Below are 25,880 nucleotides of genomic sequence, written 5' to 3' on the forward strand. Positions count from 1 at the left end.
TTGAACAGTAATCATGAGCCGTCCCCCCGCACCTTCGGCAACGAGGATGGCCTGCCCCGCGTTCCCCTGCCCTCCCTGGAGGCGAGCTGCGAGCGGCTGCTCGACTGGTGCGCGCCGCTCCTGGACGAGGCGCAGCTCGCCGAGACCCGGGCGGCGCTGGAGGAATTCCAGCGCCCCGGCGGCCCCGGCCGCGCGCTGCAGGCGGAGCTGGAGCGGTACGACGCGAGCGAGGGCGTGCACAGCTGGCTCGACACGTTCTGGCCGTACCGCTACCTGGGCCGCCGCGACCGCATCGCGCTCAACGCCAACTTCTTCTTCCTCTTCAAGGACGACCCCGCCCTGAGCGGATCCGCGTCGCCGCAGGTGGAGCGGGCCGCCGGGCTGATCGCCGCCGCGCTCGACTACAAGCTGCGGCTGGACGAGGAGCGCATCCCGCCCGCGACCCAGCGCGGCCGCCCCCTGTCGATGGTGCAGAACACGTTCCTGTTCTCCACCACCCGGATCCCCGGCGTGGTGCAGGACACCGTGCGCGTCCCTTACTCGGAGGAGTGGCCCGGCCCGTCCCGCGCCCGCCACATCGTGGTGTTCTTCCGCGGGAACATGTTCCGGGTGGACGTGCTGGGGCCGGGCGGCCGCCCGCACACCCTGGACGAGCTCGCCGCCGCCCTCCGCACGGTCCTGGAGGCCGAGCGGCGGCCGGAGGCGCCCGTCGGGCACCTCACCACCATGGCCAGGGCGGAGTGGGCGGAGGCCCGCGAGGCGCTCCTGGACCACGACCCCGGCAACGCGGCCTCGCTCGACGAGGTGGAGACCGCGCTGTTCTGCGTCTGCCTGGAGGACCTCGCCCCGCGCGACGACCTGGACGCCTGCGACGAGCTCCTGTACGGCGGCAGTGGCAACCGCTGGTTCGACAAGGCGGTCTCCCTGATCGTCTTCGCCGATGGCACGGCCGGCATCAACGTGGAGCACTGCGGTCTGGACGGCACCACGATCCTCAGCTTCGTGGACGCGCTGCTGGGCGAGCCCGCCGAGGCACAGTCGGCCCGTTCGGGCGCCGAGGCGCAGGGCGTCCCGGCCGTGCGGCCGATCGTGTTCGCGCTGGACGAGAAGCTGCGGAAGGTCGTGCGGGACGCCGGCGAGGCGTTCGCCGCGTACGGCGCGGCCACCGCGACGGAAACGGTGTCGTTCGACGACTTCGGCGGCGACCGGGCCAAGCGGCTGCGGATCTCGCCGGACGCGTTCGTGCAGCTGGCCTACCAGCTCGCCCACAAGCGCTCGAAGGGCTTCACGGGCGCCACCTACGAGTCGATCGCGACCCGCCACTTCAAGCACGGCCGGACCGAGGCGATGCGCGTGGTGACGCCCGAGGCGCTGCGCTTCGTCGAGGTCCTGGACGATCCGGCGGCCGGCGAGGAGGCCCGCCGGGCGGCGTTCCGGGCCGCCGCGGAGGCGCATGTGCGGCGGGCGAAGGACTGCCAGGCCGGGGACGCGCCCGAGCAGCACCTGTGGGAGCTGCAGCTGATCCAGCAGCGGCGCGGCGAGGAGCTCGGGGTGGCCGGGCCGCTCCCGCTGTTCGAGACGCCGGGCTGGCAGGTCATGCGGCACGACTACCTGAGCACGAGCTCGGCGCCGTCGGTCAACATCCGCTACTTCGGGTTCGGGTCGACGAGCGAGGACTGCATCGGCGTGGCGTACGTGCTGCTGCCCGACCGGTTCAACGTCTACCTGAGCACCCCCGCGAAGGTGGCCGGCGCCATGCACCTCTTCGCCGGGAAGCTGCGGGAGGCCGTCGCGGAACTCCAGGACCTGCTCGCCTCCGAGACCGAGACGGAGGCCGGGGTCAGTCGCTGATCCGGAGGATGTCGGCGATCACCTCGCTCATCGTGACCGGGTGGATCTCGCCGAGCGGGAGGTCCTCGGACGTGACGCGCGGGTCGGGGCTCGCCCAGACCGCGGTGACGGTCTGGTCGTCGCCCTGGCCCGCGTAGTAGGTCCCGAGGCCGGGGCTGATGTGCACGATGACGTACCGGCCGTTCTGGTCGGCGCGGACGAGCCGGCCGCCCCAGTCCTGGAACCTCGACTGCGCCATGCCCCGCACCTTGCCGTAGGGCGCGACGCGTCCTTCGAGCCGGGTCAGGCGGGTGGCGGCGCGCTCCTGGTCGGTGAGGCGGTGGACGGGCCGTCCGAGCTGCGGGAACGGCTGGAGGATCTCGTAGTCGGCGAACAGTTCCGACCACGCGGTCACCGATCCGGCGAGCTGGACCGGGTGGGCGAGGCCGATGCGCGCGCCCTCGGGCGGCTCGACGGCGTCGTCGTCCACGTCCGCGAACGTGCGGTCCTCGGCGATCCGGAACGCCGTCGCCCCGCCCTCGCCGTCCTCGGCGAGCCACACCAGCCGCCGGACGATGTGCCACAGCAGCGGGTGCGTGACGAAGAACCGCCGGAAGTCGTCCGGGCTCCAGCGGCGCCCCTGGACCATCGCGGTCTCCAGCCGCCGGATCTCGTCCTCCGCGACCGCCTTGACGTCCTTGCGGAGCCCGGCGAAGAGGGTGTGCGCGGCCGGGGCCAGGACGGGATCGTCGGCGGGGCCGGGCTTGGGCAGGCTCTTGCGCGTCTTGCCGTTCTGCTCGACGACGTGCGGCCGGAGCTGCTCGTCGAAGCCGACCGCGAACCGGCGCGGGCCGTAGTCGAAGGTCATGCCGCCCTCGGCGTCGAGGCCGAAGTCGGGGACGGCCCGGTCGGCGAGTTCGTCGGAGGTCAGCCCCCGGGCGGCGGCGATCTCGTCGATCTTCGCGCGGGCCCGGTCCTTGATTCCCGCGTACTTGCCCTTGCGGACGAGGGCGTGCAGGTGGGTGAGCGCGACGTCGGAGCCGATCCGGGCGAGGACGTCCAGCCCGGTGACGGCCCTGGGGGTGCCCTTCTCCCCAGGCCACGCGCGGATGAGGGGCGCGAGCCGCCGCACGGTGGTGTCGTCGCCGAGCAGCCCGAGCTGGGTCAGCGCCCAGTTGCCTTTGCTGGGCGCGCCGCACCCCTGCCAGCAGAGGAACACCGCCCAGGAGAACTCGGCCAGCGACACCGGGTCGCACAACTCGCGGACGACGTCGACGCCCGCGTAGGGCTCGTCCGCCTTGGACATGGCGAGCATGGTCAGCACGTGCCGCGTCGCGGCGGCGGGCAGGGCGCTCTCCCGCCCGCGCAGCAGCACCCGAGGCAGCAGGGCGGGGTCGGCCCAGTCGGTCTTGGGGATGCGGCCGGGCAGGATCTCCAGCGTGTCGAGGGCGAGCAGGTCCCGGACGGCTGAACCCGCCTCGCCCGCCGCCTCGCTGACCGCGTCCTCGCCGTGCTCCTCGGCCAGCAGCCGCAGCGCGCTCTCGGCGCCGCGCCGTTCAGGGCCGGTCTTTCCGAACGCGACCGGGACGAGGTACGGCACCGCCGCGACGCCGTGCCGCCGTAGCCAGCGGCGGGCGAACTCCCCGGCGCTCTTGAGCCGGGCGAGCCAGTCGGCCATCGTGCGGGCCACGTCGGCGTCGAGGCAGGGGATCAGCGTCGCGCCGTGCTGGACGGGCGCGCCGGTGGCGACGCGCAGCCCCAGCGGCAGGGCGTCGGCCCCGAACCGCGCCATCACGGCCGGCAGCCACAGGTTGGCGAGGGGCATCCGCTCGGACGCCCAGGTCTCGACGGCGGCCCAGTGGGCGTCCGGCTTCCGCGCCCAATCGGGGAGGTGCCGCATGAACTCGTCGTAGACCTCGTGCTCGCCCGGTTCCCACCGCATGGAGCTTTCGGCGGGCGGCGTGAGGCCGTCCAGGACGACGGGCTTGGCCCGGTTGCGGGTGCGGCGCGTCCACGGCGGGTCGGCCAGCAGCGGGGGCAGATCGGGGGAATCGAGGACGTCGGCGGCGACGGGCAGCAGCGGCTCGACGGTCTTACGGCCTTCGGGTGTCAGCGTGGGCAGCACGGCCTTGGCGAGGTCGGGATCGGCGTTGACGCGGGAGCGCAGCAGCCCCTCGATGGTGAGCCGCTCGGTGGTGTTCGTGCCGGTGGCCTCGGCCAGTACCCGGATCGCCTGGGCGGGGAACCGCTCGGCCGCGGCCGCCACCCACGGCAGGGCGTCCTTCTCGCGGATCCGACTCACCAGCACCCGCAACGCCTCGTCGCTCGGCACCAGGGCGAGCGCCTCAAGGACCTCGCGGCAGGCCGAGGGGTAGCTGCGGAAGTTGTAGCCGAGGGCTGCGGCCAGCACCGGAATGGTGGCCGTTCCGCCGCCGTGCAGCAGGGTGGCGAGGATCTCCGGCCGCCCCTCGTCCCAGGACACCAGCGGCTGCGCCCACACGTCGGCGGCCTGCTCGGCGGTGGAGAGGGAGCAGAAGTACTGGAGGTGCGTGGCCCGCGACACGTGAGGACGGTCCTCGGTGAGGCATTCGTCCGCCCACTCCCGTTCGGTGGGCACGAGGTAGGTGACCGCGAGCCGCCGGAGCCCGTCCCCGCGATGGGCGGCGAGCCGCCGTACTGCCTCCCGGTACTCCTCGTCGCCCGCGGTGGCGAGCAGCGCGCGGAGCCTCCGCATGAACGCCCCATCGGCCCACCACCAGGAGAGATCCCTCGGTGAGGCGGCGCGCATCACCCCGCCGTGCCGCTCGGGCCCGGGGACGGCGACGATACCGCGGCCGAGGCCGCGCTTGCCGACGACCCACGGGGGCGGTTCCCGCCGGGGGAATCCGACCTGGACGCCGACCAGTTCGGTGAACGCGCAGGCCGCGAAGGGCAGGCCGTGCTCGCTCGCCCAGGCGTCCGCGAACGCGGCGCGGCGCGCGTCGTCGACGCCGGTGCACGTGACGAGGATGGAGGCGACGGCCGCCGCGCCGACCGGGTCGGGCTCGCCCCGCAGCCACGCCCGTACCGCCCCGGCCATCTCCGGGTCGGTGACGGGTTGCCGGAGCATCGTCTCGATCACGGGCTCGGCCGCCCGGGTCAGCTCCCGCACGGCCCCGGCGGCCTCCGGGTCGATCCGCACCGGGTGCTCGACCGGCGTCCCGCGCCGTGGATGCACCAGGCCACGCCACATGCCGGGCAGGACGATCACGTCTTCCTCCATGCCCCCGCACCGTACCGAGGGCCTCCGACATCTCCCCCTCAGGAGGCGGCGGGCGGCGGGGCGGTGGTGTCGCGGACGACCAGCCCGGCGGGCAGCAGGAGGCTCTGCGCGGCCGGGGCCGTGCCCGCGATCAGGTCGAGGAGCGTGCGGGCGGCGAGCCGGCCCTTCTCCACCAGCGGCTGCCGGACGGTGGTGAGCGGCGGGCTGGCGCCGACCGACAGCGGCAGGTCGTCGAAGCCGACCACCGACAGGTCGGCGGGGACGTCCAGGCCCAGCTCGCGGGCGGCGTCCAGGACGCCCAGGGCGAGCCGGTCGGTCATCGCCAGGATCGCGGTGGGGCGCCGCCCGGACGGCTGGTCGAGGAGCGCGCGGGCGGCGGCGCGGCCCAGGTCGGCGGTGTTGCCGCCGCACTCGACGACCGGGACGGCGCGCCCGGCGGGCAGCCCGTCGCGGTATCCGGCGATGCGGAGGCGGGCGACGGCGAAGCCGATGGCCTCCAGCCGGGCCCGGTCGGCGGGGCCGGAGCGGGCGTCGGCGGCGAGCCGGTCGGCCAGCACCGCGATCCGCTCGTGGCCGAGGCCGGTGAGGTGCGCGGCGGCCTGCCGGGCGCCGTCGCGGTCGTCGACGCCGATGTAGGGCTCCCTGTCGCCGGGCCGGAGCTCGGGCTCGTCCACCACCACCAGGGGCAGGCCGCGGGCGCGGGCGGCGACGAGGCCGGGGTGGTCGTCGGAGAGGGAGTAGGCGAGGAAGCCGTCCACGACGGCGCGGCTCACGGCGTCGGTGGCGGTGGCCCCGGAGGCGGGCGATTCGGGCGGGGCGGGGATGAGGGTGAGGCCGACGTCGGCGAGCTCGCTCGTCCCGGCGACGCCCTGGAGGAACAGCACGGCGGCCGGGTCGGTGAACGCGTAGGCCAGGGCCTCGGTGAACAGGACGCCCAGGGCGCCGACGCGGCGGGTGGCCAAGCCCGCGGCGAGCGGGTCGGGGCCGTGGTAGCCGAGCTCGCGGGCGGCCTGGAACACCCGCTCGCGCACGGCGGCCGACAGCTTGCCGGGGCGGTGGTAGGCGTTGGAGACGGTGGTGTGCGACACGCCCGCGGCGCGCGCCACGTCCCGCAAGGTGGCCATGGTGTCCCCGTTCGTTCTCCGTTTGACCGGTAAACCAGACTACCCGTAGGCTCGTCTTGTTTACCGGTCAACCCGAGGAAACGGGGAGGTGGGAGCGATGCGGGGGACGGTGATGCCCGAAACGCGCAGGGCCCGGCGGGCCGTGGCGGCGGTGTTCGCGCTCAACGGCGCGGTCTTCGCCTCGTGGCTGCCGCGCATTCCGGAGGTCAAGGCCGCGCTCGGGCTCGGCGACGCCGAACTGGGCGCCGCGCTGGCGGGCCCGGCGCTGGGCGCGGTGATCGCGATGATGGCGGCCGGGGTGCTGGTCGTCCGGCTCGGCAGCCGCCCGGTGACGCGGGTCTCGCTGGCCGCGTTCTGCGCCCTGCCCGCCCTGGTGGGGCCCGCGCCGTCCGGGCCCGCGCTGTTCGCCGCGCTGGCCGCGTGGGGCGCGGCGATGGGGTGCCTGGACGTGGCGATGAACAGCGCGGGCATGACCGTCCAGCGCCTCTACGGCCGCCCGATCATGTCCGGGCTGCACGCGGCCTTCAGCGGCGGCGCGCTGGCGGGCGCGGCGGCGGGATCGGTGGCGGCGCACCTGTCGGTGCCCGTGACCGTCCATCTGGCCGGGGGCGGCGCGATCGCGCTGGTGGCGGGGCTGGCGGCCACCCGGGGGCTGCTGCCCGCCGACCACGACGCGCAGGCGCGGGGCCCCGCGCTGGCCCGCCCGACCGGGCGGCTGCTCCTGCTCAGCGCGCTCGCGTTCGCCGCGCTGCTGTCGGAGGGCGCGGTGGCCGACTGGAGCGCGGTCTACCTGCGCGACACGCTGGGCACGGGGGCGGGCACGGCCGGGGCCGGGTACGCGGCGTTCGCGGTGGCGATGACCGTCGGGCGGCTCGCCGGTGACCGGTTGGTCACGGCCGTCGGGCCGGTCCGGGTCGTCGGCGTCCTGGGCGGGGTCGCCGCCGCCGCGCTGGGCGCCGCGCTGGCGGTCGGCACGGCCCCGGCCGCCCTGGCCGGGCTGGCCGCGCTGGGGCTGGGGCTGGCGTGCGTGGTCCCGGTGGTGTTCACCGCCGCCGCGCACGTCACCGACGCGCCCGGACCCGCGATCGCGACCGTCTCGACCTGCGGCTACCTGGGGTTCATCGCCGGTCCCCCGCTGATCGGCGCGGTCGCCCAGCTGATCGGGCTCGGCCCGGCGCTGGGCCTGGTGGCGGCGCTGGCGGGGCTCATGGCGCTGTCGGCCCGTGCCGTGCACCCGGCCGCCCGCACGACCACCGAACGAAATTTGTCACCTTCGTCCCTTTCCCGGGAGCCCGCCGCCGGGCGAGATTGATCGGTACGCGGGTTGAACCGTGCCCGGCCCCTGCCCCCCGGAGGGACGACATGCGCGCGAGAACGACGACCCGGCTGGCGGCGGCCCTCGCCGTGGCGGCGGCGATGGTCCCCGCCCCGGCGGCGGCCGCCACCGGCGGGACCCTGACGGTCCTGGCCTACAACGTGGCGGGCCTGCCCGAGCCGATCTCCGGCGGGAACCCGGCGCAGAACACCAAGCCGATCGGCGAGCGCGTGAACGCCTACGACGTGGTGAACGTCCAGGAGGACTTCAACTACCACGCCGACCTCTACAGCACCGACCGGCATCCGCACCGGACGCCCACCAGCGGCGGCGTCCTGTTCGGCAGCGGCCTCAACACGATGTCGGACCACCCCTTCACCGGCCTGACCCGCGTGAAGTGGACCTCCTGCAACGGCTTCGACTGCCTGACGCCCAAGGGCTTCACCCTCAAACGGCTCCGGCTCGCCGAGGGCGCCGTGATCGACCTCTACAACGTCCACGCGAACGCGGGGTCCACGAACGCCGACCTGGCCGCGCGCAGGGCCAACATCACCCAGCTCGCCTCGTACATCACGGCGCACTCGGCGGGCAACGCGGTCATCGTGGCGGGCGACACCAACACCCGCTACACGCGCGCGGGCGATAACATCCGCGACCTGGTGACGGCGGGCGGCCTCACCGACGCGTGGGTCGCCGCCGAGCGCGGCGGCGACCCGCCCCCGGCCGGAGACCCGGCGCTGGTCTGCGACGACGCCGCCGTCACCGACGCGTGCGAGGTCGTCGACAAGATCCTCTTCCGTGGGAGCGGCACCGTCGGCCTGCGCCTCACCGGCTACTCCAACGACGACGCCCGCTTCCGGACCGCCGACGACGAGATGCTGTCCGACCACTACCCGATCGCGGCCGCGTTCACCTGGACGCTCACCAGCCGGTGACCACCTCGGGTTCGCGGCGCCGGCGGCCCTCGCGGGGGCCGGCGTTCAGCGGCAGGCCGGCGAACCGCGGGACCTCCCCGGGTTCCGGCTCGCGGTCGTAGCGCCGGGCGCGGCGCAGCATGATGCGGAGCCGGGCCAGCAGTTCCTCCGGCTGGACCGGTTTGGCGAGGTGGTCGTCGGCCCCGGCCTCCAGGCCGTCGATCCGGTCGCGCAGGCCGTGGCGGGAGCCGAGCAGCAGGACGGGCAGGTCGTCACCGCGCAGGCGCAGCATCCGGCACGCGTCCAGGCCGTCCAGGTACGGCAGCCGCGCGTCCAGGACCGCGGCGTCGGGACGGGCGCGGTCGATCGCCTCCATCGTCTCCAGCCCGTCGCGGGCGGTCTCCACCGTGTAGCCGCCGAAGCGCAGCGCGCGTTCCACCGCGGCGCGCGCCTCGTGGTCGTCGCAGGCCACCAGGATCCGGCGCTCGGCGTCGTAGGTCGTGGTCAAGGCGTCCTCCCCGTTCGTTCCGCCTTCTCACGCAACGGTGCGACGCGGACCTCAACGGGGCATCGGACGATTCTTAACGTCGCATGAGAACTCGTGAATTGCAGAGAAAGCTTTGCAAAGAAGTCTCTGTAGAGTAGGTTCGGGCGGCATGACGATCCTTGGACGATGGCTCGGCGCGGCCGCCGGGCTCACCGCGGGCGCCGCCGCCGTCACCGCCTTCACCGTGCACGCGGCACCCGCCGTGACGAACGCCGTGCCGAACGCCGCGCCCGCCGCCGCCTCGCGCCTGGCGTGGTCCCCGTGCGACGACCCGGAGAACCCCGGCGCCGAGTGCGCCACGCTCTCCGTGCCCGTCGACTGGGAGCGTCCAGACGGCCCCAAGCTCGGCCTCGCACTCGCCCGCCGCACGGCCACCGGCCCCGGCGAACGCGTCGGAACGCTGGTGTTCGGCCCCGGCGGCCCGGGCGACAGCGGCGTCGACCGCGTCGTGACCGGCATCGGCAGGTTCAGCCCCGAGATCCGGCGCCGCTTCGACATCGTCAGCTTCGACCCGCGCGGCGTCGGCGACAGCAACCCGATCACCTGCTCCGGCGACCTGCTCGCCCGGCGCCCCTCACCGAAGATGGACGGCCAGGCCGACTTCGCGGCCACCCTCGCCTACAACGCCGAACTGCGCGCCGACTGCCGCGAGCGCACCGGCCCGGTCTTCGACCACCTGGACACCGCCCACACCGTCCGGGACCTGGAGGCGTTGCGGGCCGCCCTCGGCGAACCGAAGCTGACCTTCCACGGCAGCTCGTACGGGACGGTTTTGGGCGCCCAGTACGCCGAGACCTACCCGCACCGGATCCGCGCCATGGTCCTGGAGAGCGTGCTCGACCACAGCCTCCCGACAGCGCGCGCGCTGCTGCGCGACCAGGGGATCGCGGCGCAGGACTCCTTCGACGAGTTCGTGAAATGGTGCGGCGCCAACGAAGGCTGCGCCCTGCACGGCCGCGACGTGCGCGCGACCTGGAAGACGCTGCTCGCCCGCGCCGAACGCGGCGAGCTGGAGCACCCGAAGAAGCCCGGGACCCGCATCTCCTCGATCGACCTGGTCAACGTGATCGCCTTCCGCGCCTTCTACACCGCCGACTTCGCCGGTCTCGCCAGGACGATCGCCGCGATGGAGGCGAGCACGCCGCTGCCCGCCGCGCCCACCGCCCTCTCCCCCCTCCCGCCCACGGCCCCGATCTTCTGCTCGGACTGGCGGCTTCCCGTCCGCGACCACCGCGAGTACGCCTCGCTCGTACGGACGCTGAACACCGCCGCACCCGACATGCCGTACCTGCTCCCCCTCCGCATCACGACCGCGTGCCTGGGCGCCCCCGCCACCAACCCGCAGCACCGCCTCAAGGTGGACGGCGCCCCGCCGATCCTGCTGTCGAACGCGCGGCACGACCCCGCCACCGGCCACGCCGGAGCCCGATCCGTCGCCCGGCAGCTCGGCCGCGGCGGCGTGCTCCTCACCTACGAAGGGCACGGCCACGGCAGCGCCACCAGCGGCCCCTGCATGGAGAACACCGTCAACGCCTACCTCACCGACCTGAAGGTCCCGGCACGCGACACCTCCTGCCCGGCCTCCTCCGGCTAGCGGACGGCGGCGGTGCCCATGATGACGTCGTCGAGCAGGGCCACCAGCACGCCCTTCACCGACTCGCGGTCACGGGCGTCGCAGGGCACCACGGGCACGTGCTCCGCGACGCCCAGCGCCTCGCGCACCTCGTCCACGTCGAACACGCGGGAACCGTCGAAGTGGTTGACGCCGACGGCGAACGGGACGCCCGTCTCCTCGAAGAAGTCCACGGACGGGAACGCCTGGTCGATCCGGCGGGTGTCGACCAGCACCACCGCCCCGAGCGCGCCCTCGACCAGGTCGTCCCACAGGAACGCGAACCGCTCCTGACCGGGCGTGCCGAACAGGTACAGCACCACGCTCCCGTCCAGCGTGATCCGCCCGAAGTCGAACGCCACGGTCGTGGTGGTCTTCCCGGTCACGGCCGAGGCGTCGTCCACCCCGGCCGCCGCCTCGGTCATCGCCGCCTCCGTGGTCAGCGGGCGGATCTCGGAGATCGCGCCGACGAAGGTCGTCTTCCCGACCCCGAACCCGCCGGAGACGACGATCTTCGCGGAGACCATCCGGCCCGCCGCGGGCTCAGAGCGCACGGACACCGTCACGGATCCTCTCCAGCAGCGACAGGGAAGGACCGTCGCCGCCCGCGGCGCCCGCCAGGCCCGTCACGTGCTCGTGCACCGTCACCAGGCCCTCCGCGACGAGATCGGCGATCAGCACCCGCGCCACCCCCACCGGCACCCGCAGCGCGTGCGCCACCTCCGCGACGGCCACCGGACGCTGGCAGGTCTCCACGATCCGCCGCCGCTCGAACCCCAGCGGCGCCGACAGCGCGGACGGCGGCGCGCTGATCACGGTCTCCACCCGCAGCCGCCCGTCCACCGGACGGGTCCGGCCGCCCGTCACGATGAACGGCCGCACGAACCCCCCGTCGCCGTCGAACCCGTCGTCCGGAGCGGTCATCTCGGCGCCGCCCGCCGCAGCACCTGGTTCTTCAGCTCGGTCACCATCTGCGGCGTCAGCAGCCCGCCGAACCGGTCGCACAGCGTCGCCATCTCGTGCCCCACCAGGCCGAGATCGCAGCCCGCCGTCGCCACCACGCCCAGGCAGCTCCCGTCCGAGATCGCCGACACCAGCAGGAACCCGCGGCGCATCTCGATCATCACCAGCTTCAGGCCGTCGAAGTCGTAGTGCCGGGACGCGCTGCGGGCCAGGCTGGTCACGCCGGACACGATCGCGGCCAGTTGCTCGGCGCCGTCCCGGTCCAGGCCGTCCGACATCGCCATCAGCAGCCCGTCCGACGACACCGCCACCGAGTCGGTCACGCCGTCGGTGTTCCGCACGAAATTGCCGAGCAGCCAGTTGAAGCTCTGCGCCTCCGCCGCCACCTGGGTCATCGGTCCTCACCCTCCTCCTCGCCGGGGCGCCGCTCGGCGGCCCGGTGCACACCCGCCCGGAAGTCGTTGAGCATCGAGCGCACCTCGTCCGGCCTGCGCGCCGGATCGTCGGCGGGTCTGGACGGCGCCTCCCGAGGACGCACCGGACGCCGCAGGGGCTGCTCGCGCGGACGGCGCTTGACCAGGCCGTTCCGCGTCGTGGCCACGTCGCCGGGCGGCGGCATCACCGCCACGACGTCAACCGCCCGCCCCCGCTCACCCGCCACCGCCAGCACGGGCACCGGCTCCGGCACCGGCTCCGGCGCGGGCGGCTCGGGCTCCACCAGCAGGCTCGGGGGCAGCACGACCCGCGCCGACACCCCGTTCAGCGGCGAGTCGTGCAGCCACACCCGGACGCCCAGCCGCGCCGCGAGCCGTCCCACCACGTAGTGGCCCAGATCGCGGGCCGGGCTCACCAGGAAGTTCTGCTCGCCGCGCAGCCGCGCGTTGGCCGTGGCCATCGCCTCGGGCGCCATCCCGATCCCCTGGTCGACGATCGCGATGTGGTAGCCCGTCGCGTCGGCCCGCGCCTGCACCTCCACCTGCATGTCCGGCGGCGAGAACGAGAGCGCGTTCTCGATCAGCTCGGCCAGCAGATGGGAGATCTCCGCCGCCGCCGACCCCCGCACCGCCGCCTCGTCCGCGCGCCGCAGCACCACCCGCCGGTAGTCCTCCACCTCCGCGAACGCCGACCGCAGCACGTCCCCGACCGGGACCGTCCCGGACCAGCGCCGCGGGCTGTGCTCGCCCACCAGCACCAGCAGGCTCTCGGCGTTCCGGCGCATCCGGGTCGCCAGATGGTCGAGCTCGAACAGGTCCGCCAGCGCGCCCGGGTCCTCCTCCTTGCGCTCCAGCGCGCTGATGAAACCGAGCTGGCGGCGCACCAGGTTCTGGTTGCGGCGCCCCAGGTTGGCCAGCGACTCGGCGGTGTTGTGCCGCATCACCGCCTGCTCGACGGCCAGCCGCACGGCGGTGCGCTGCAGGTCCTCAAGCGCCTCGGCCACCTCCGCGAACTCGTCCGCCCGCCGGGTCAGCGCCGACCGCGACGCGTCCACCACCACCGTCCCGGGATCCTCGGCCGCCCGGATCCGCGCCACCGCCGACGGCAGCCGCCGCTCCGACGCCTCCCGGCCCTCCGCCGCCAGCAGCCGCAGCGGCCGCACCACCGACCGGAACGTGTACAGCCACAGCAGCACCGCGACGAGCAGGGCCGCGGCGGCGCCCGCCGAGTACAGCACCAGCGTCCGGCGCGCGCCGGCCCGCACGTCCAGCGCCCGCTCCCGCACGTCCGCGCCGATCCGGTGCTGGACGGCGCGCAGGTCGTCCACCAGGACCGTCATCGCGTCCCACCAGCGCGCCGCGTCGACGCCCAGCCGCCCGCCGTTCGTCCCGTCCAGCGCGCGCCGCTCGTAGACGTCGGCCGTGCCCGCCGCCGGGGTCGCCCGCGCCGCCTGGAGCGCCGCCGCCTGCCCCGGCGTCGCCACCCGCCCGAACCGGGCCAGCGCGTTCACCTTCGCGGCCCGCACCTCCGAGAACCGCCGGTAGTCGTCCTGGGTGAACCGGTCGGCGGCGAACACCCCGTTCAGGTGGCCGCGTTCGAGCGCGGTCGCCTCCTTGGCGTCGCCGAGCACGTTCAGCGCCTCCAGCCCGAGCCGCAGCGCGCGGTCCTGCCGGGCCGCCGAGTCGGCCGCGGCGGCCCCGGCCAGCGCGGTGATCGCCCCGGTGTAGAAGTCGAGCGTCTCGGTACGGCCCATCCGCCCCGAGTCGACCAGCCCCCGGACCGACCCCAGCGTGCCCAGCCGCCCCAGCGCACCCCGCACCGCCCGCGCCGTACCGTCCGGTGCCCGCGCCGCGACGCCGAGATCGGCGCGGTACCGGTCGGACTCGCGGCGCTGCGCGTCCACCTGCGCCCGGTACCCGCCCGCGCCGCCGAGCAGGCCACTGGTCAGACCGCGTTCCCGTTGCAGCGAGTGGATGAGCTCCTGGGCGGCCAGCACCAGCGTGACGTCCCGTACCGTCGCCTCGGCGTCGGCCGCGACCCGCGCCTGCCCCGCGACACCGGCCCCGGCCAGCACCACCAGCGACACCGTCGGCACGGCCAGGATGAGCGCCAGCCGCGCCCGGATCGTGCGGGCCGGCGCGAACCTGCGCCGCCCGCCCGCACCCCGGCCCTTCTCCTGAACCGGCGCACGATGGCGGGGACTCATGCCCCGGCCCCAGCAGACTCGGCCCTCATCGGCCCCATCCCCTCGTGAGCGCGCTCACCATCGAGCGGCCGCCAGCGAGCAAGGCTGCGTTTCACGGGCCTCGCCGAGCGCGGCAACGCGCTGACAGACGCTAGGTACACCGCATTTCCGGAAGATTGCGCCTCCGTATGAACCAAGTAGCGAGATCTTCACCGGCGCGCCTGGACGGTGGTGCCGACGCTCGCGCGGAACGCTCTCCACGCGGGACCGGAGAACCGCAGCACGGAGCCGCCCTCAGGATGCGCACCGTCCCGGACCCCGACCATGCCGCCGGGCAGGGCCGTGACCTCCACACACGCCTCCCCCTTCTCGCAGCGCCGGCTCTTGCGCCAGACCGTCCCATCGGAATTCAGCATCCGGATACAGGTCCTTTCAGTTCGCGGGAGCGGGAGACTGCGAATCCGGCTGGACGGGCTCCGCCGACGGCGACTCCACAGGCGGCGACGGCTGCGCCGGGCCGCTGGAGGTCTCGACCGGTACCCGTTCCACCGCTTTCCCGGGCGGGCGGTCGTCCTTCGGGGTGGTCGAGGGCTTGACACGCTCGTCCGGGACGGCCGGACGGCCCTGCACCTTGATGCCCGCCATGACGCACGAGCCCTCCGGCCGTCCGGCCTGCGGCGACTCCCTCTCCACCCGCACCGTGACACCGTCGGTGGAGCGGTCGATCGGCAGGGAGAAGGCTTCGTGGCCCCCGGCGGAAGCGCGCACGCTCTTCCGGACCCCACCGGCCGTCGCGGTCCAGCGGCATGGCTCCGAGGTTCCGAGCGCGGCGACCACCGCGGTCAGGTCGCCCCGCGCCACGGAGGTCTCGAAGTCGATGACGCGCTCGGCCGCGACGGCGCCGCCGCTGAGCACCCACCCCGAGGTGTAGGTCCGGCCGCCGATCCGGATGCCCTCCGCCCCCGCCCCCGCCCGCGGACGGCCGGTGGTTCCGTCGGTCACGAACTCCTTGTCGGGCCACGAGATCCGGATGCTCCTCCTCGGCCCGCCAGGGTCGTCCGAACGGCCCGGATCCGCCAGGTGCATGGACCCGGACTTGTGATCGGCCGGGCCGAGGACGTAATAGGCCACACCGAGTGAACCCAGCGCCAACCCGGTCGCCGTGACGCCCGCCAGCACGCCCGTCTTGAACCCCCAGCGCGCGCGGCGGCCGGATCCGCGCGGTGACGGCACGGGCCCCGCGGGGGCCGCGCCGTCGCAGAACTCCCGAACGAACTCCCTCTTGTCCTCGGCCGCCAGAACGTCCAGCCGGGCCGCGAACCCGGCCTCCCAGTCGAGGTCTGCCATGTCCTCACCTTCCAGCGTCATCGTTCGGGTCCGGAATGACCTTCGCCAGTTCGGTCAGCGCCTTGCGGTAACGGCTTTTGACCGTCGCCTCGGGCACATCGAACTTCTGCGCTATTTCGGAAAATGTCATTCCCAGGAAGTGTCGCGCGAGCACGACCGCCGCGAGCGTCCCGGAGAGCCCCATGACGGCGTTCCGGACGTCGATCCGGGTCGCGACCGCACCCGTCTCCTCGGGCCCGGCCACGCGAACCGAATCGAGAGGGATCTCGTTCCACTTCGCGCTCCGCCGCAGATTCTTGACGACCCTGCGAACGGCGGCCGTGTAGGCGTAGCCCGCCAGAACCTCCCTGTCCACCAGGTCACCGAGCCGCTCAGGATTCCTGTACAGCGACTCGAGGACGTCACCGACGAGATCGTCGGCATCGCTTCGAGAGAGCCTGAACTTGCGGGCCGCGCTGCGGACCGCGCGCTCCACCTCCTGGAATATCCACTCTTCACGACCTTTATCCCTACGGAAGGGATTGCGGTTGATCATGCAGTTTGCCCGCTTTCAAGTAGGCATGCCGCGACGCCATGTCCCGGCCGGAGAACCACATCACCCAGTTAGAGTCGATCTAGCGGCCAATAGTTGATCACCAGAAAAAGTGCCCGCATAATCACGATTTGCACGCGAAGAAACCGCGACGCCCCAGAAAAAAACCTCAGGCGGGATGGAGGCCGTAGCCGCGAGAGGCCAGGAGGGCGGCGGCGCGGCCGGGGTCGCGTTCACCCGGCCACCACAAAACCGGGGCCCACGGCAGCCCGCCATCGCCGTAACGGCGCAGCAGCGTCCCGTCCGCGTACAGGACCATCTCGCCGAAGACGAAGCCGCCCGGCGGATCGTCGGGATAGTCGTACACCCACCGCCAGCGGGCCACCACGTCGGCGTCCGGCCCGCGCTCGTCCATCGGCCCAGTAGACCAGAGAGTCGGCCTGGTCATGCCGGGGAGCGATGCGCGAATCACGCCACGGCCTGATGCGGATGGTTTCCCCAGAGCGTCATGCTCCACGGAGTCCCTACCTGCTCAAAAGGCGAGGAACATGTCTGCTCATGCAGCCCTGCCGCGATCCGCGGGTATCCCTGGTCGCGCTCTTTCCGTGCTCGCGGTCCTGGCCGTGGCCCTGGCCGCCGCCTTCGTCGCGGCTCCCCGCATGCTGGCGGGCGACTTCGCCGGTAGCCGCGACCTCGTCGAAGCCCTCCGCGAGTCGTTCACCGGGTACTGGAGTTCCGGCGACCGGGATCTGTCCCCGGACCTGGAGAGGGTCGTCGATTACTGGTTCCGCTACCACCTGGCCAAGGCGGCGATCGCCGCGGTCCTGCTGGTCGTGCTCGTCGCGCTCGGCACCCTCGTCTGGAAGGCGTTCCTGAAGGCCGACGGTCGAGGAAAGAGAGCCGCTCTCGCCTCGGCCGGCGTCCTCGTCACGATGCTCGCAGTGTCCTCGCTGCTGGCGACGATGGCCAACATCCAGGGCGCGGCCGCGCCCTACGCCTCGCTGCTGCCGATGCTGACGGCCGGCGCAGAGCCCACCGGCACGCTCGATCAAGTCCGGCAGCAACTGGCCGGCTACCCGGGCGCGGGTGGCCACACCCCGCCCGCACTCGAAGTGATGATCAGCGACTTCGCCCGCTACCACGTGGCGATGGCCGTGATAGCCGCGATCGTGGCAGCCTTCCTCATCGCCGTCAGCACAATGCTGTGGATCAGATTCGCGAGAACGGAGCCGTCCGCCAAGCGCGTGCTGGGATCGTTCGGCGTCCTGTCGGCGCTGCTGTCACTGGCCATGATCGTCATCGCCGTGGCGAACACGGCCACCGCGGCGGACCCTGCACCGGCTCTCCTGGCCTTCTTCGAGGGCAGCTGGTGAACCTGTGTCCGGGAACGTTCGCGTCAGCGGTAGCCGGTCAGGCCGTCCGCCAGCTCTTCTTCGTCGCCGTCGCGGAGGGCGTAGAGGGCTTGCTGCAGGGCGAACGTCCCGCGGATCGCGGCAATGCGGGTGGTGAGTCCGTCGTTGGACCAGCCGCCCAAGGCGAGTACCCGCTCCAGGAGGTCGCGGCCGTTGCCGGCGCCGATGGCCGCGAGGTCCTCGGCCTGGTCGCCGAGTGTGACGTCGTCCCAGTCGAGTACTCCGGCCAGGCGCGGCAGTCCGTGCGTCCACTCCCACAGGACGTTTTCGGCGCCGAGGTCACCGTGCACCACTGCTCGGGTGAGGTGGGGAAGGCCGTCGAGCGCTGCGAGTTCCCGATCGGCCCGCAGACGCCCGTGGTCGGACATGAGCTGGAACAGCTCCGCGCGCACGCATTCCGCGAAGTACCGCCACCGGTCTTCCGGTGCCTGAGGCAGGGCCAGAGCGGCCAGCAGCGCGGCGTACTGCGCCGCCACGGCGCCGGCCACGCGGCCATCGTCGAGCGCGTCGGCCGTCAGCGGTTCGCCGGGGATGCGGCTCAGCACCAGGAACGGCGGGTCTCCGCCCTGCAGCAGCAGCTCAGGTGTGCGGAAGCCGAGGTCGAACCCGGCAAGTGCACGGAGAGCGGCCACGCGCTGCGGCAACCGCTCGGCCGCCGCCCGGGTACGAGGCAGGCACACGACCCGGTCCGAGCCGATGACGACGGTGTGGAACTGTCCCCGGCGCACAGCCAGATCGTCCGGGTCGTCGACGGGCAGCAGCTGACTCAGCAGCGCGCGATGTGTTCGCCGGATGCTCACGGGATGACCTCCTGGTCCTTCGATGGCGCGGAGGTGATGTACACCAGAGTGCTGCGGATGCCCTTCTCTCCGCGGATGCGGCCGCGCTCACGCCGCTGGTCAGACCACGCATCCCGCTGCAGCGAGTGGACGAAGCCGCACATCACCTCGTCCCCTCGCGAGCACGCTCGCCATCGAGAGGCCGCCACACCGGCGGCCGTAAAGGGACCACACGCCCCTCGCAGTTCACGATCGCTTGGGCGGCCGCTTGGGAAGGCTGATGAGAACGTCCAGGCCCAGATGTTCTTTGAGCAGGAACTTCAACTCCTCGTTCTCGATGACCTGCATCCGGCCATGGCGTCGGGCGTGTTCGTGCCCGCCCTTGGTGACCCAGGACGTCGTCACCATGATGCCCTTGGTGGCGTGCTTGTCCTCCATCGTCCCCGCCAGCTCGCGTACGGCGTCGACGCCGACGGCACCTCGGTACCGTTTGGCCTGGATGATGCACAGCCCGCCGAAGATCGGGTCTTCGTTGGTGGCGACGCCGTCGACGCCATCGTCCTTGGACGCCTGCGTGACCCACGACTTCATCCCCATCGCCTCGAAGAGCTGACGCACCAGGTGCTCGAACTCGGCGGGGGTCAGATCCAGCAGATCAGGGCGGCTGTCCAGCCCGGCGACGGCGTCCATGCCCTCCACGAACGCGAACTGCTTGAGCAGCGCCTCGAAGTCGACCATGGGCCGGACCGCCTCCAGGTCGTAGGGGTGCGGCGAGACGAGCGCGCCAAGCTTTTGCTTGACGCACGCGACGGGATCCAGATCGGCCAGGACGAGTCCGGCGAACACCTCGCGCGTCGCGGCCACGCTGAGCAGGTAGGGCCTGATCGGACGGCCGGTAGCCCTGTCCTTGGTCCGCACGTACCCGCCAAAGGTGACCGCCGCGACGATGTCCGGGACGTCGACGGCGAAGACCTCATGCAGCGTGCGCAGCGCGACCTGGGCGATGACGGAGGCGTACCGCGTCTTGATCTCCTTGAGCGGCCGGACGAGCGGCTCGATCGCATCGCGTGTCTGGACGTACTTGTAGCCACGGTCGGCGGGGACGACGTCCTGGCCGGGCAACTCGTAGTCGATCACCAGTTCCTTGGGCTCCGGCCGGTAGACGACGCGGAAGCGGTGCGGGAACCCGTCCGGATATTCGGCCGAGTCGAGCACGAGTGTGAAGTACTGCGCGACCGCTTCCTGCTCCCCGGCGCGGAAGGCCCGCTCGAACTCGTCGACCTCGGCGTTCTGCCGCCGCGTCTCGTCCGCGGCCCGCTCCACCCGCCGCGCGTGCTCGGCACGGAGTTCGGCCAACCGCCGACGGCGCCGCTCCTCGGCCTCCGTGTACTGGGCACGGCGGCGCTCATGCTCCTCGCGCGCCGCGGCGACCTCCCGCTCGTACCGGGCGTTGCCACCGAAAAGGCGCCCCACCACCGCGCCGGGCGGACGGGGAGCCACGTCCGCCCACGCCGGTTCATCGACCGGCACGTCCAGCCCCTGCGGGTCGAACGGCGGCGGCTCGACCGCCTTCTTGAACGCGGCGAACCCGAACGATCGCGTCCCGCCGATCCCATCGGCCAACAGCGTCTCCAGCCTCGCCACCCGCGTATCGAGGTCGACGCCCTTCTCCTCGGCCTCCGCCTTACGCTGCTCGACGTAGAGCCGCCTGCGTTCCCGCTCGTTGGCGGCGGCCTGCCGCTCGGCCTCCCGCCGGGCCTTCTCCCGCTCGCGGTTCTCCCGGGCAAGCGCCTGCTCCCGTGATCTCCGCAATTGCTGTTCGAGCCGCTGCCGCCGCGCCCGTTCCCGTTGCAGATCCGCCCACATGCCCTGGCGTTTGGCCATCACGCTCTCCGAAATCGACCCTGCACACCCATTGCCCACGATGCCATCCCCGACCGCACAACGTGACCAATGCGGTCAATCTAGTAAGTGGGACTGACAACCCGCGGCAGGAAGGGCGTTCAGGGTAAGGAGATCTCGAACCGCAGGACACCGCCCCGCCGTGGGTGACCTCGCCGCCACCGTCCACGATCGCGTTGGTCAGGGCCCTCGACAGAAGCGGGACGCGTCCTCGCACGCACCATCCCCGGAACAGAGCAGCGGCCCGATCCTGCCTCGCGGCCAGCGCCGCCCGGCCGCCACGTTCGCCGCCGCCGAGGGGACGACCCACGTCCCCAGATACCGCCGGGTCCCCACGGCGAGGTTGTCCAGGATGATGTAGTTCGGGACGACTGTCCGGCCCGTCGCACGATCGGGGGCCGAGTCGGTCAGGCCCTCGCTGCGGTATCGCCCGTCCCGAGGGCGCCGCAACCGTACGGAGGCCGGACTACGCGGATCAGGGTCCTCACCCGTGATCGAGTCTTCCTCCTCTGGACACCACCCGGGCGGCCTACGACGCCATCGAAGGCCGGTGGCCGCCCCGGGCGGCGTTACGGCGCGCCTGGCCTCAGGCTAACGTCGCGGCCGCTGCTCGATGACCTTCGCGTGGACGAGCGTGCCGACGAGCTCGATGCGGAGAAGGGGATCGGCGGCGACGTCCTTGGAATGAAGCTTGACCTTGGAGTACGTGCGGTTGAGCCCGTCAGTGTCGATCACGATGCCCGGCGAACCGACGATGACCAGCTTCCCGTGCACCATCTCCGCGTCAATACGCAGGACGCTCGCTGTGATCTCCGCCTGGGTGAAGTCGAGGGTGACCCGGCACAGTTGCGTGCGAAGCTCGATGCGCGCGGGTACCCGCCACCGCCCCTCCTTCGCATACTTGCCGCCCCCTTGCTGGACCACGAGTACATCGTCGGCCGCGACCACGAGGTCAGCGGTGAGTTCGGCCAGCTCGCCGAGCGTCCGGGCCGCCAGCGCACGCCCCACCCGGACGTCGAGTTCCTCGGCATCGAGCCGACCGTCACCGGCGGCGATTCGCAACGCGTCCACGACACGGTCCCGGTCCCCGTGCGACGCCCGCGGATCGGGCAGGGCATCCGACATGGCAAGCACGCTAGCAAGGTAAATGACTCCACCAAACCAGTACTGCATGCGTTCAGAGGAAGGTGATCTCGAACCACACCCGCAGGCGGCCACCGTCCGCGGCCTCGTAGCCCCATTTCCGGGCGACCGCCTCCATGATGGGCAGCCCTCGTCCGCCCTCCCCGCACGGCTCTTCACTGAACCGCGGGACGCCGCCGCCACCGCCGTCGACGACCTCGACCCGCAGCGCCCCGTCCTCGAAGAAGGCGTCGACCTCGACGACCTCGCCGCCACCGTGCACGATCGCGTTGGTCAGGGCCTCCGACAGCAGCAGGACGGCGTCGTCGCCAGCACCGTCACCGAAACCAGGTAGCGACTCGATCGTGCCGCGCAGCCAGCGCCGCCCGATCGCCACGTGCGCCGCCGCCGAGGGGACGACACACGTCCCAAGATGCCGCCGGGTCACCGCAGCCCCACCGCCCACGCGATCGCTGCAGCGGTCCCGGCGACATCGCCCGCGACGTTCCATTGGTCGCCGAAGGCGTAAAGCCAACGCCCGCGATGATCAACCGCCGCCACCCCGAGCCGCCCTTGCCGCTCCGTGTACGGCACGTACAGCACCGCCTCGCCCTGCCGGGGGTGGACGAGCAGCGAGCCGCAACCCTGCCGTTCCTTGAGCTTGAAACAGAGATGGGCCAGAAGGCCGAACCGCACCGCATGCGGTCGTGTATCCGCCGTCACCGCCAGGCCGCCCCTTCGCCGGGCACGGCACACCGCCGCGATCACGACTATCTTCCGTGATCACACCCGCACCGTGCGTGATGGTCGCTATGGTTCAGAGTGTGGATTGAGCCCACGGATTTTGTAAACCCATAAGAGTGAGCCCGATCAAAAAATCATGGTCCGGCGGGCGGCAAATCCCCCCAGAAGGGAGCAAGAATGGCAAGTCGAACGAGCCCCACCGTGCGCAGGCGTCGACTCGCGTCAGAGATGCGGAGGCTCCGCAAGGAGGCGGGCAAGACCCGGGAGGAGGCGGCCAGGTTCGCCGACATCGCCCCGGCCACGGTCAGCCGCATCGAGGCCGCGACCCACGCCCCGAAGGTCGCCGACATCATGGCCCTCTGCCGGTTCTACGGCCTGGACGACGAACGCGCCGAGGTCCTCGTCACCCTCGCCCGCCAGAGCCGCCAGCGCGGCTGGTGGCACCAGTACTCGGGATCCATCCCCGAGTGGTTCGAGGTCTACGTCGGCTTGGAGGAAGAGGCAGCCGAGATCCTCACCTACGAGTCCGAAGCTGTCCCCGGCCTCCTGCAGGCTGAGGAATACATCAACTCAATGCTTCTCGCCGACATACAACAACCTACGAAAGAAGAAATCGACCGTCAGGTCTCTCTCCGAAAGAAGCGTCAAGAACGGCTGACCAGCGACGACGCACCGAAGTTGTGGGCAGTACTCAACGAAGCCGTGCTACGTAGAACAGTCGGCCCACCTGAAACCATGAAGGAGCAGTTGGACCACCTGATCAGGCTCTCCCGCCTCAACCACATCAACATCGTCGTACTGCCCTACAGCGCAGGTGCCCACCCTTCCATGGAAGGCCCCTGCAACGTCCTCAGGTTCCCTGAGCCCGCTGATCCGGACGTCGTGTACCTTCAATACAGACGAGGAAGCATCTACCTGGAGGATCCCTCCGATGTCAATGCTTACGTCGACCTCTTCGACCACCTCCGCTCCCGGGCCCTCGGCCCCAACGAGTCCCGCATCTTGATGGAGCAGGTGGCTGCAGAACTGTCTTAAAGACAACGACCTAGGAGCGCGTCATCATGCATTCCCCCCACGTCCGGTGGCGCAGAAGCAGTCACAGCACTCAGCAGGGCAACTGCGTCGAGATCGGAACTTGGCGAAGGAGCAGCCACAGCATGGGCAACGGTGGCGAGTGCGTCGAGGGCGGCATGTGGCGCAAGAGTAGCCACAGCACCGGCAACGGCGGCGAGTGTGTCGAGGTGGCTGCTGATGAGGCGTTGGTGTTGGCTCGGGACTCCAAGGATCCTGAGGGGCCGGTGCTCGGGTTCGGCCCTGACGCCTGGCGGACGTTCATCGGCGCGGTGAAGGGCGGGCGGCTCGATCTGAGCTGAGCCGCCACGGCCTCACGCGGGACGGCATTCGTGGCCATGGGCCGCGAGGATCTCGGCGGCTCGGCGCGCTCAAGGCCGGATGCGCAGAACCTTCACGTGGTTCTCATCGAACTCTTGGAAGTGGAACCTCAGTCCGGCCAGAGGGCTGCCCGGGAAATCCCCCGTGATCGTGCAGGTCACGATCAGTCCCTCGTCGGCCGGCTCGACATCGGTGATCGTGTGCTCGACAACGGGGACCCTGCTGCGCCAGCCTTGGACGGCATTGATGCCCGCGTACTCCCTGCCCTCGTCCTCGACGAGGGCGTCGGCGGTGAACAGAGCGAGATATGCCTCGTTGTCCTGTGAGGAGGCGAGTTCGAAGTAACGCTGGATGATCCGGGGAACGGTGTCAGAGGTCGTCATCGGTCTTCTCCTGTTCGCATCGGTAGGTCAGATGGTCGGCACCGTGCCGCCGTCGATGGTGTGCTCCGCGCCGGTGATGGCGGCGGCGCGGTCGGAGACCAGGAAGGCCACCAGTTCGGCGACCTCCTCGGGCAGGGCGGGACGGCCCAGGGGGATCCCGCCGAGCGCGGCCAGCAGCCGGTCCCAGGCCGCGGGCTCGTCAATGCCCTCGGCTTGCGCGATCCGGGCGACGAGCGCGTCGGCGGACTCGGTCTGGATCGCCCCGGGAGAGACGACGTTGACCCGGATGCCGCATGGTGCGAGCTCCCTGGCAAGACCCTTGCTGTAGGTGGTGAGCGCCGCCTTGGCGGCCGCGTAGCCGAGTGTGCCGTCGGGCAGCGGCAGGCGGCGTTGGATCGAGGAGACGTGGACGACGGCGCCGGCGGTCATCGCCGGCAGCAGCGCCCGGTCGAGCCGGACGGCGGCGAGCAGGTTGCGGTTCAGCTCGTCCTGCCAATGCTCGTCGGTCAGCGCCGCGAACCCCCCGCCCGGGGCCTCCGAGCCGCCGAGTGCGTGGACGAGGATGTCCAGGCCGCCGAGCTCCTGCCGTACAGCGTCGACGATCCGCGAGACACCGTCGGTCGTCGTGGCGTCCGCGGACACGAACAGGCCAGGCCGGTCCGGTTTGCTGCGCGCGGTCGCCAGGGTGGTCGCGCCGGCCGCGCGCAGGCGGGCCACGATCGCGGCACCGGTCCCACGGCTGGAGCCGGTGACCAGCGCGCGGCGGCCGATCATGGTTTCGGTCATGCTCCCGACCTTGGAGTCTCTCCCAGGGAGAGGGTCAAATGCGAAAATCTCCCGTAGGGGGAGGGGGCAGGATCTGAGCGTGCTATCGATCGGCGAATTCTCGCGGCTCACCCATCTGAGCATCCGCACGCTGCGGCGCTACCACGACGCCGGGCTCCTGAAACCCGCGCGCGTCGACCGGTCCAGCGGGTACCGGTACTACACGCCGGAGCAGATCCCCATCGCCCAGGTGATCCACAAGCTGCGCGAACTGGAGGTCCCGCTCGCCGACGTCCAGCGAATCCTGCGCACCCCCGACCTGCGGGAGCGGGCGAGCCTGGTCGCCGAGCACCTGCGCCGGCTGGAGGATCGGCTGGAGCGCACCCGTTCGGCCGTCACCTCGTTGCGGCGCCTGCTGGAGCCCGAGCCGGAGAATCTCGACGTCGAACTGCGGCACGTCCCGCCGACACTCGTGGCCGCTGTCAAGGCCACCTTGGAGCAGGGCGAACTGCTGGACTGGTATCCCGGCGCGATGGCTCTGCTGGAGGCCGCCGTCCCGGAACCGGCCGGGCCGCCCGGTGGCCTGTACGACAACGCGCTGTTCACCCACGGCCAGGGCGAAGCCCTGGTCTACCTGCCGGTGACCGAACCGCCGCCTTCCGCGAGCGGAGTGCGTACGGTGACGCTGCCCGCGGTGGAACTCGCCCTGACGACCCACCACGGTGACCACGACACGATCGAGGTCACGTATGGACGACTCGGCGGCTGGGTTGTCGAGCATGCCCTCTCCGTGGCCGGCCCGGTCCGGGAGAGCTACCCGGTGGGCCCGCGCGACACCCCCGACCCGGCACGCTGGCGTACCGAGATCGGCTGGCCGGTCTTCCGGATCGCGGCGGACTGAACCCTCCGCAGACCGATGCGGGCCCTTGCCCGCCGCCGCATCGCCGGGTGTGAGAGAAGAAGTGGTGGGATGGATCTTGGTGGTGGGAAGGTCGGCGGATGGCCGTTGCACGTGTTGACCTGCTGCACAAGCAAGTGGACATCGCTTGAGCGCTGTTCGAGTACAACGAGCAGGACCGCTGGGTGGCCGACCGGCAGGTGCCCGAGCCAGAGCCGTCCCCGCTCTCCGCCTCACGGCATCTCGTGACCGCCATCCCGATTCGGCGTGCTCGGTTCCGTCCAAGCCGCCCCCGCCCTTGGCGATGAGGGCATTGGTTCGCCGGTCGATGATGTCCCCGGTGTCCTGACCGGTCTGGCCGCCGGTGATGATGCGGCACCCGGCCGCCTCCACTCTCTCGATCTTGGCCAGGATCGC

The 25,880-nt window shown here is 72.1% G+C and carries 26 protein-coding genes; 8 read left to right on the top strand and 18 right to left on the bottom strand.

All coding sequences use genetic code 11. The annotated features are described in order from the left end of the window. Nucleotides 1–1,851 carry a choline/carnitine O-acyltransferase gene (locus ACZ466_RS12080; protein WP_378279844.1) on the top strand — a complete coding sequence of 617 codons (1,851 nt, stop codon included), beginning with the start codon at nt 1–3 and terminating at the stop codon, nt 1,849–1,851. Here the strand turns inward: ACZ466_RS12080 and ACZ466_RS12085 are convergent. Together ACZ466_RS12085 and ACZ466_RS12090 are read right to left on the bottom strand one after the other, a co-directional pair. Continuing rightward, a complete protein-coding gene (locus tag ACZ466_RS12085) occupies nt 1,841–5,092 on the bottom strand; it encodes a DUF4132 domain-containing protein (RefSeq protein ID WP_378279846.1) in 3,252 nt (1,083 codons plus the stop codon). The two genes, ACZ466_RS12080 and ACZ466_RS12085, sit on opposite strands and share 11 nt — an antisense overlap. A gap of 38 nt (nt 5,093–5,130) precedes the next feature. Then, on the bottom strand, nt 5,131–6,216 hold the full coding sequence (locus ACZ466_RS12090) for a LacI family DNA-binding transcriptional regulator (protein WP_378279847.1): 1,086 nt from the start codon (nt 6,214–6,216) through the stop codon (nt 5,131–5,133). A gap of 97 nt (nt 6,217–6,313) precedes the next feature. Here ACZ466_RS12090 and ACZ466_RS12095 point away from each other — a divergent pair, with 97 nt between their 5' ends. Together ACZ466_RS12095 and ACZ466_RS12100 are read left to right on the top strand one after the other, a co-directional pair. Then, entirely contained in the window at nt 6,314–7,528 is a 1,215-nt protein-coding gene (locus ACZ466_RS12095) for an MFS transporter (RefSeq protein WP_378279849.1), read from the top strand. 50 nt (nt 7,529–7,578) lie between these two features. Continuing rightward, the gene (locus tag ACZ466_RS12100) at nt 7,579–8,466 is read left to right on the top strand and encodes an exonuclease/endonuclease/phosphatase family protein (protein WP_378279851.1); all 888 of its coding nucleotides are present in this window, start codon (nt 7,579–7,581) and stop codon (nt 8,464–8,466) included. Here the strand turns inward: ACZ466_RS12100 and ACZ466_RS12105 are convergent. Continuing rightward, the gene (locus tag ACZ466_RS12105) at nt 8,453–8,953 is read right to left on the bottom strand and encodes a response regulator transcription factor (protein WP_378279853.1); all 501 of its coding nucleotides are present in this window, start codon (nt 8,951–8,953) and stop codon (nt 8,453–8,455) included. The genes ACZ466_RS12100 and ACZ466_RS12105 overlap by 14 nt on opposite strands. A 148-nt stretch (nt 8,954–9,101) precedes the next feature. Between ACZ466_RS12105 and ACZ466_RS12110 the strand changes: the two genes are divergently transcribed. Continuing rightward, nucleotides 9,102–10,586 (top strand): alpha/beta hydrolase, encoded by a 1,485-nt coding sequence (locus ACZ466_RS12110; RefSeq protein ID WP_378279855.1) that lies wholly within the window; start codon nt 9,102–9,104, stop codon nt 10,584–10,586. Here the strand turns inward: ACZ466_RS12110 and ACZ466_RS12115 are convergent. The 8 genes from ACZ466_RS12115 to ACZ466_RS12150 form a co-directional block, all read right to left on the bottom strand. Beyond that, nucleotides 10,583–11,131: a GTP-binding protein gene (locus ACZ466_RS12115; RefSeq protein ID WP_378279952.1), complete on the bottom strand. Its 549-nt coding sequence runs from the start codon at nt 11,129–11,131 to the stop codon at nt 10,583–10,585. The genes ACZ466_RS12110 and ACZ466_RS12115 overlap by 4 nt on opposite strands. Nucleotides 11,132–11,147: 16 nt before the next feature. Further along, nucleotides 11,148–11,528, bottom strand: a complete 381-nt coding sequence (locus ACZ466_RS12120; protein ID WP_378279857.1) for a DUF742 domain-containing protein — start codon at nt 11,526–11,528, stop codon at nt 11,148–11,150. Beyond that, nucleotides 11,525–11,962 carry a roadblock/LC7 domain-containing protein gene (locus ACZ466_RS12125; RefSeq protein ID WP_378279859.1) on the bottom strand — a complete coding sequence of 146 codons (438 nt, stop codon included), beginning with the start codon at nt 11,960–11,962 and terminating at the stop codon, nt 11,525–11,527. The genes ACZ466_RS12120 and ACZ466_RS12125 overlap by 4 nt, the downstream gene beginning before the upstream one ends. Beyond that, nucleotides 11,959–14,208 (bottom strand): sensor histidine kinase, encoded by a 2,250-nt coding sequence (locus tag ACZ466_RS12130; protein WP_378279860.1) that lies wholly within the window; start codon nt 14,206–14,208, stop codon nt 11,959–11,961. Before ACZ466_RS12130 ends, ACZ466_RS12125 begins: the two co-directional genes overlap by 4 nt. A gap of 188 nt (nt 14,209–14,396) precedes the next feature. Further along, complete coding sequence (locus ACZ466_RS12135) at nt 14,397–14,603, bottom strand: DUF397 domain-containing protein (RefSeq protein ID WP_378279862.1); 207 nt, start codon at nt 14,601–14,603, stop codon at nt 14,397–14,399. A gap of 16 nt (nt 14,604–14,619) precedes the next feature. After that, the gene (locus ACZ466_RS12140; RefSeq protein ID WP_378279864.1) at nt 14,620–15,534 is read right to left on the bottom strand and encodes a hypothetical protein; all 915 of its coding nucleotides are present in this window, start codon (nt 15,532–15,534) and stop codon (nt 14,620–14,622) included. Between the two features lie 4 nt (nt 15,535–15,538). Further along, complete coding sequence (locus ACZ466_RS12145; protein WP_378279866.1) at nt 15,539–16,069, bottom strand: RNA polymerase sigma factor; 531 nt, start codon at nt 16,067–16,069, stop codon at nt 15,539–15,541. A 166-nt stretch (nt 16,070–16,235) separates the two neighbouring features. After that, nucleotides 16,236–16,481 carry a hypothetical protein gene (locus ACZ466_RS12150; RefSeq protein ID WP_378279867.1) on the bottom strand — a complete coding sequence of 82 codons (246 nt, stop codon included), beginning with the start codon at nt 16,479–16,481 and terminating at the stop codon, nt 16,236–16,238. A 190-nt stretch (nt 16,482–16,671) separates the two neighbouring features. Between ACZ466_RS12150 and ACZ466_RS12155 the strand changes: the two genes are divergently transcribed. Beyond that, nucleotides 16,672–17,439: a hypothetical protein gene (locus tag ACZ466_RS12155; protein WP_378279868.1), complete on the top strand. Its 768-nt coding sequence runs from the start codon at nt 16,672–16,674 to the stop codon at nt 17,437–17,439. A gap of 23 nt (nt 17,440–17,462) precedes the next feature. Here ACZ466_RS12155 and ACZ466_RS12160 read toward each other — a convergent pair whose 3' ends face one another. From ACZ466_RS12160 to ACZ466_RS12180, 5 genes are all read right to left on the bottom strand, one after another. Beyond that, nucleotides 17,463–18,278 (bottom strand): phosphotransferase family protein, encoded by an 816-nt coding sequence (locus ACZ466_RS12160; protein WP_378279870.1) that lies wholly within the window; start codon nt 18,276–18,278, stop codon nt 17,463–17,465. Nucleotides 18,279–18,503: 225 nt separating this feature from the next. Beyond that, nucleotides 18,504–20,141, bottom strand: a complete 1,638-nt coding sequence (locus ACZ466_RS12165; RefSeq protein WP_378279872.1) for a restriction endonuclease — start codon at nt 20,139–20,141, stop codon at nt 18,504–18,506. Nucleotides 20,142–20,750: 609 nt separating this feature from the next. Next, a complete protein-coding gene (locus ACZ466_RS12170) occupies nt 20,751–21,284 on the bottom strand; it encodes a DUF1707 SHOCT-like domain-containing protein (RefSeq protein WP_378279874.1) in 534 nt (177 codons plus the stop codon). Nucleotides 21,285–21,336: 52 nt separating this feature from the next. Further along, nucleotides 21,337–21,729, bottom strand: a complete 393-nt coding sequence (locus ACZ466_RS12175; protein ID WP_378279875.1) for an ATP-binding protein — start codon at nt 21,727–21,729, stop codon at nt 21,337–21,339. Beyond that, nucleotides 21,726–22,049: a hypothetical protein gene (locus tag ACZ466_RS12180; RefSeq protein WP_378279877.1), complete on the bottom strand. Its 324-nt coding sequence runs from the start codon at nt 22,047–22,049 to the stop codon at nt 21,726–21,728. The genes ACZ466_RS12175 and ACZ466_RS12180 overlap by 4 nt, the downstream gene beginning before the upstream one ends. Nucleotides 22,050–22,202: 153 nt before the next feature. Here ACZ466_RS12180 and ACZ466_RS12185 point away from each other — a divergent pair, with 153 nt between their 5' ends. Continuing rightward, nucleotides 22,203–23,060 (top strand): helix-turn-helix domain-containing protein, encoded by an 858-nt coding sequence (locus tag ACZ466_RS12185; protein WP_378279879.1) that lies wholly within the window; start codon nt 22,203–22,205, stop codon nt 23,058–23,060. A 122-nt stretch (nt 23,061–23,182) separates the two neighbouring features. Continuing rightward, nucleotides 23,183–23,398, top strand: a complete 216-nt coding sequence (locus tag ACZ466_RS12190) for a DUF397 domain-containing protein (protein WP_378279881.1) — start codon at nt 23,183–23,185, stop codon at nt 23,396–23,398. A 69-nt stretch (nt 23,399–23,467) separates the two neighbouring features. Here ACZ466_RS12190 and ACZ466_RS12195 read toward each other — a convergent pair whose 3' ends face one another. Both ACZ466_RS12195 and ACZ466_RS12200 read right to left on the bottom strand, forming a co-directional pair. Next, the gene (locus tag ACZ466_RS12195) at nt 23,468–23,800 is read right to left on the bottom strand and encodes a nuclear transport factor 2 family protein (RefSeq protein WP_378279883.1); all 333 of its coding nucleotides are present in this window, start codon (nt 23,798–23,800) and stop codon (nt 23,468–23,470) included. A 27-nt stretch (nt 23,801–23,827) separates the two neighbouring features. After that, complete coding sequence (locus ACZ466_RS12200; protein WP_378279885.1) at nt 23,828–24,586, bottom strand: SDR family oxidoreductase; 759 nt, start codon at nt 24,584–24,586, stop codon at nt 23,828–23,830. Between the two features lie 79 nt (nt 24,587–24,665). On the opposite strand from ACZ466_RS12200, the gene ACZ466_RS12205 reads away from it, so the two are divergent. Continuing rightward, a complete protein-coding gene (locus ACZ466_RS12205) occupies nt 24,666–25,466 on the top strand; it encodes a MerR family transcriptional regulator (RefSeq protein ID WP_378279887.1) in 801 nt (266 codons plus the stop codon). Nucleotides 25,467–25,880: the final 414 nt, after the last annotated feature.

The organism is Actinomadura rugatobispora (assembly GCF_055379765.1).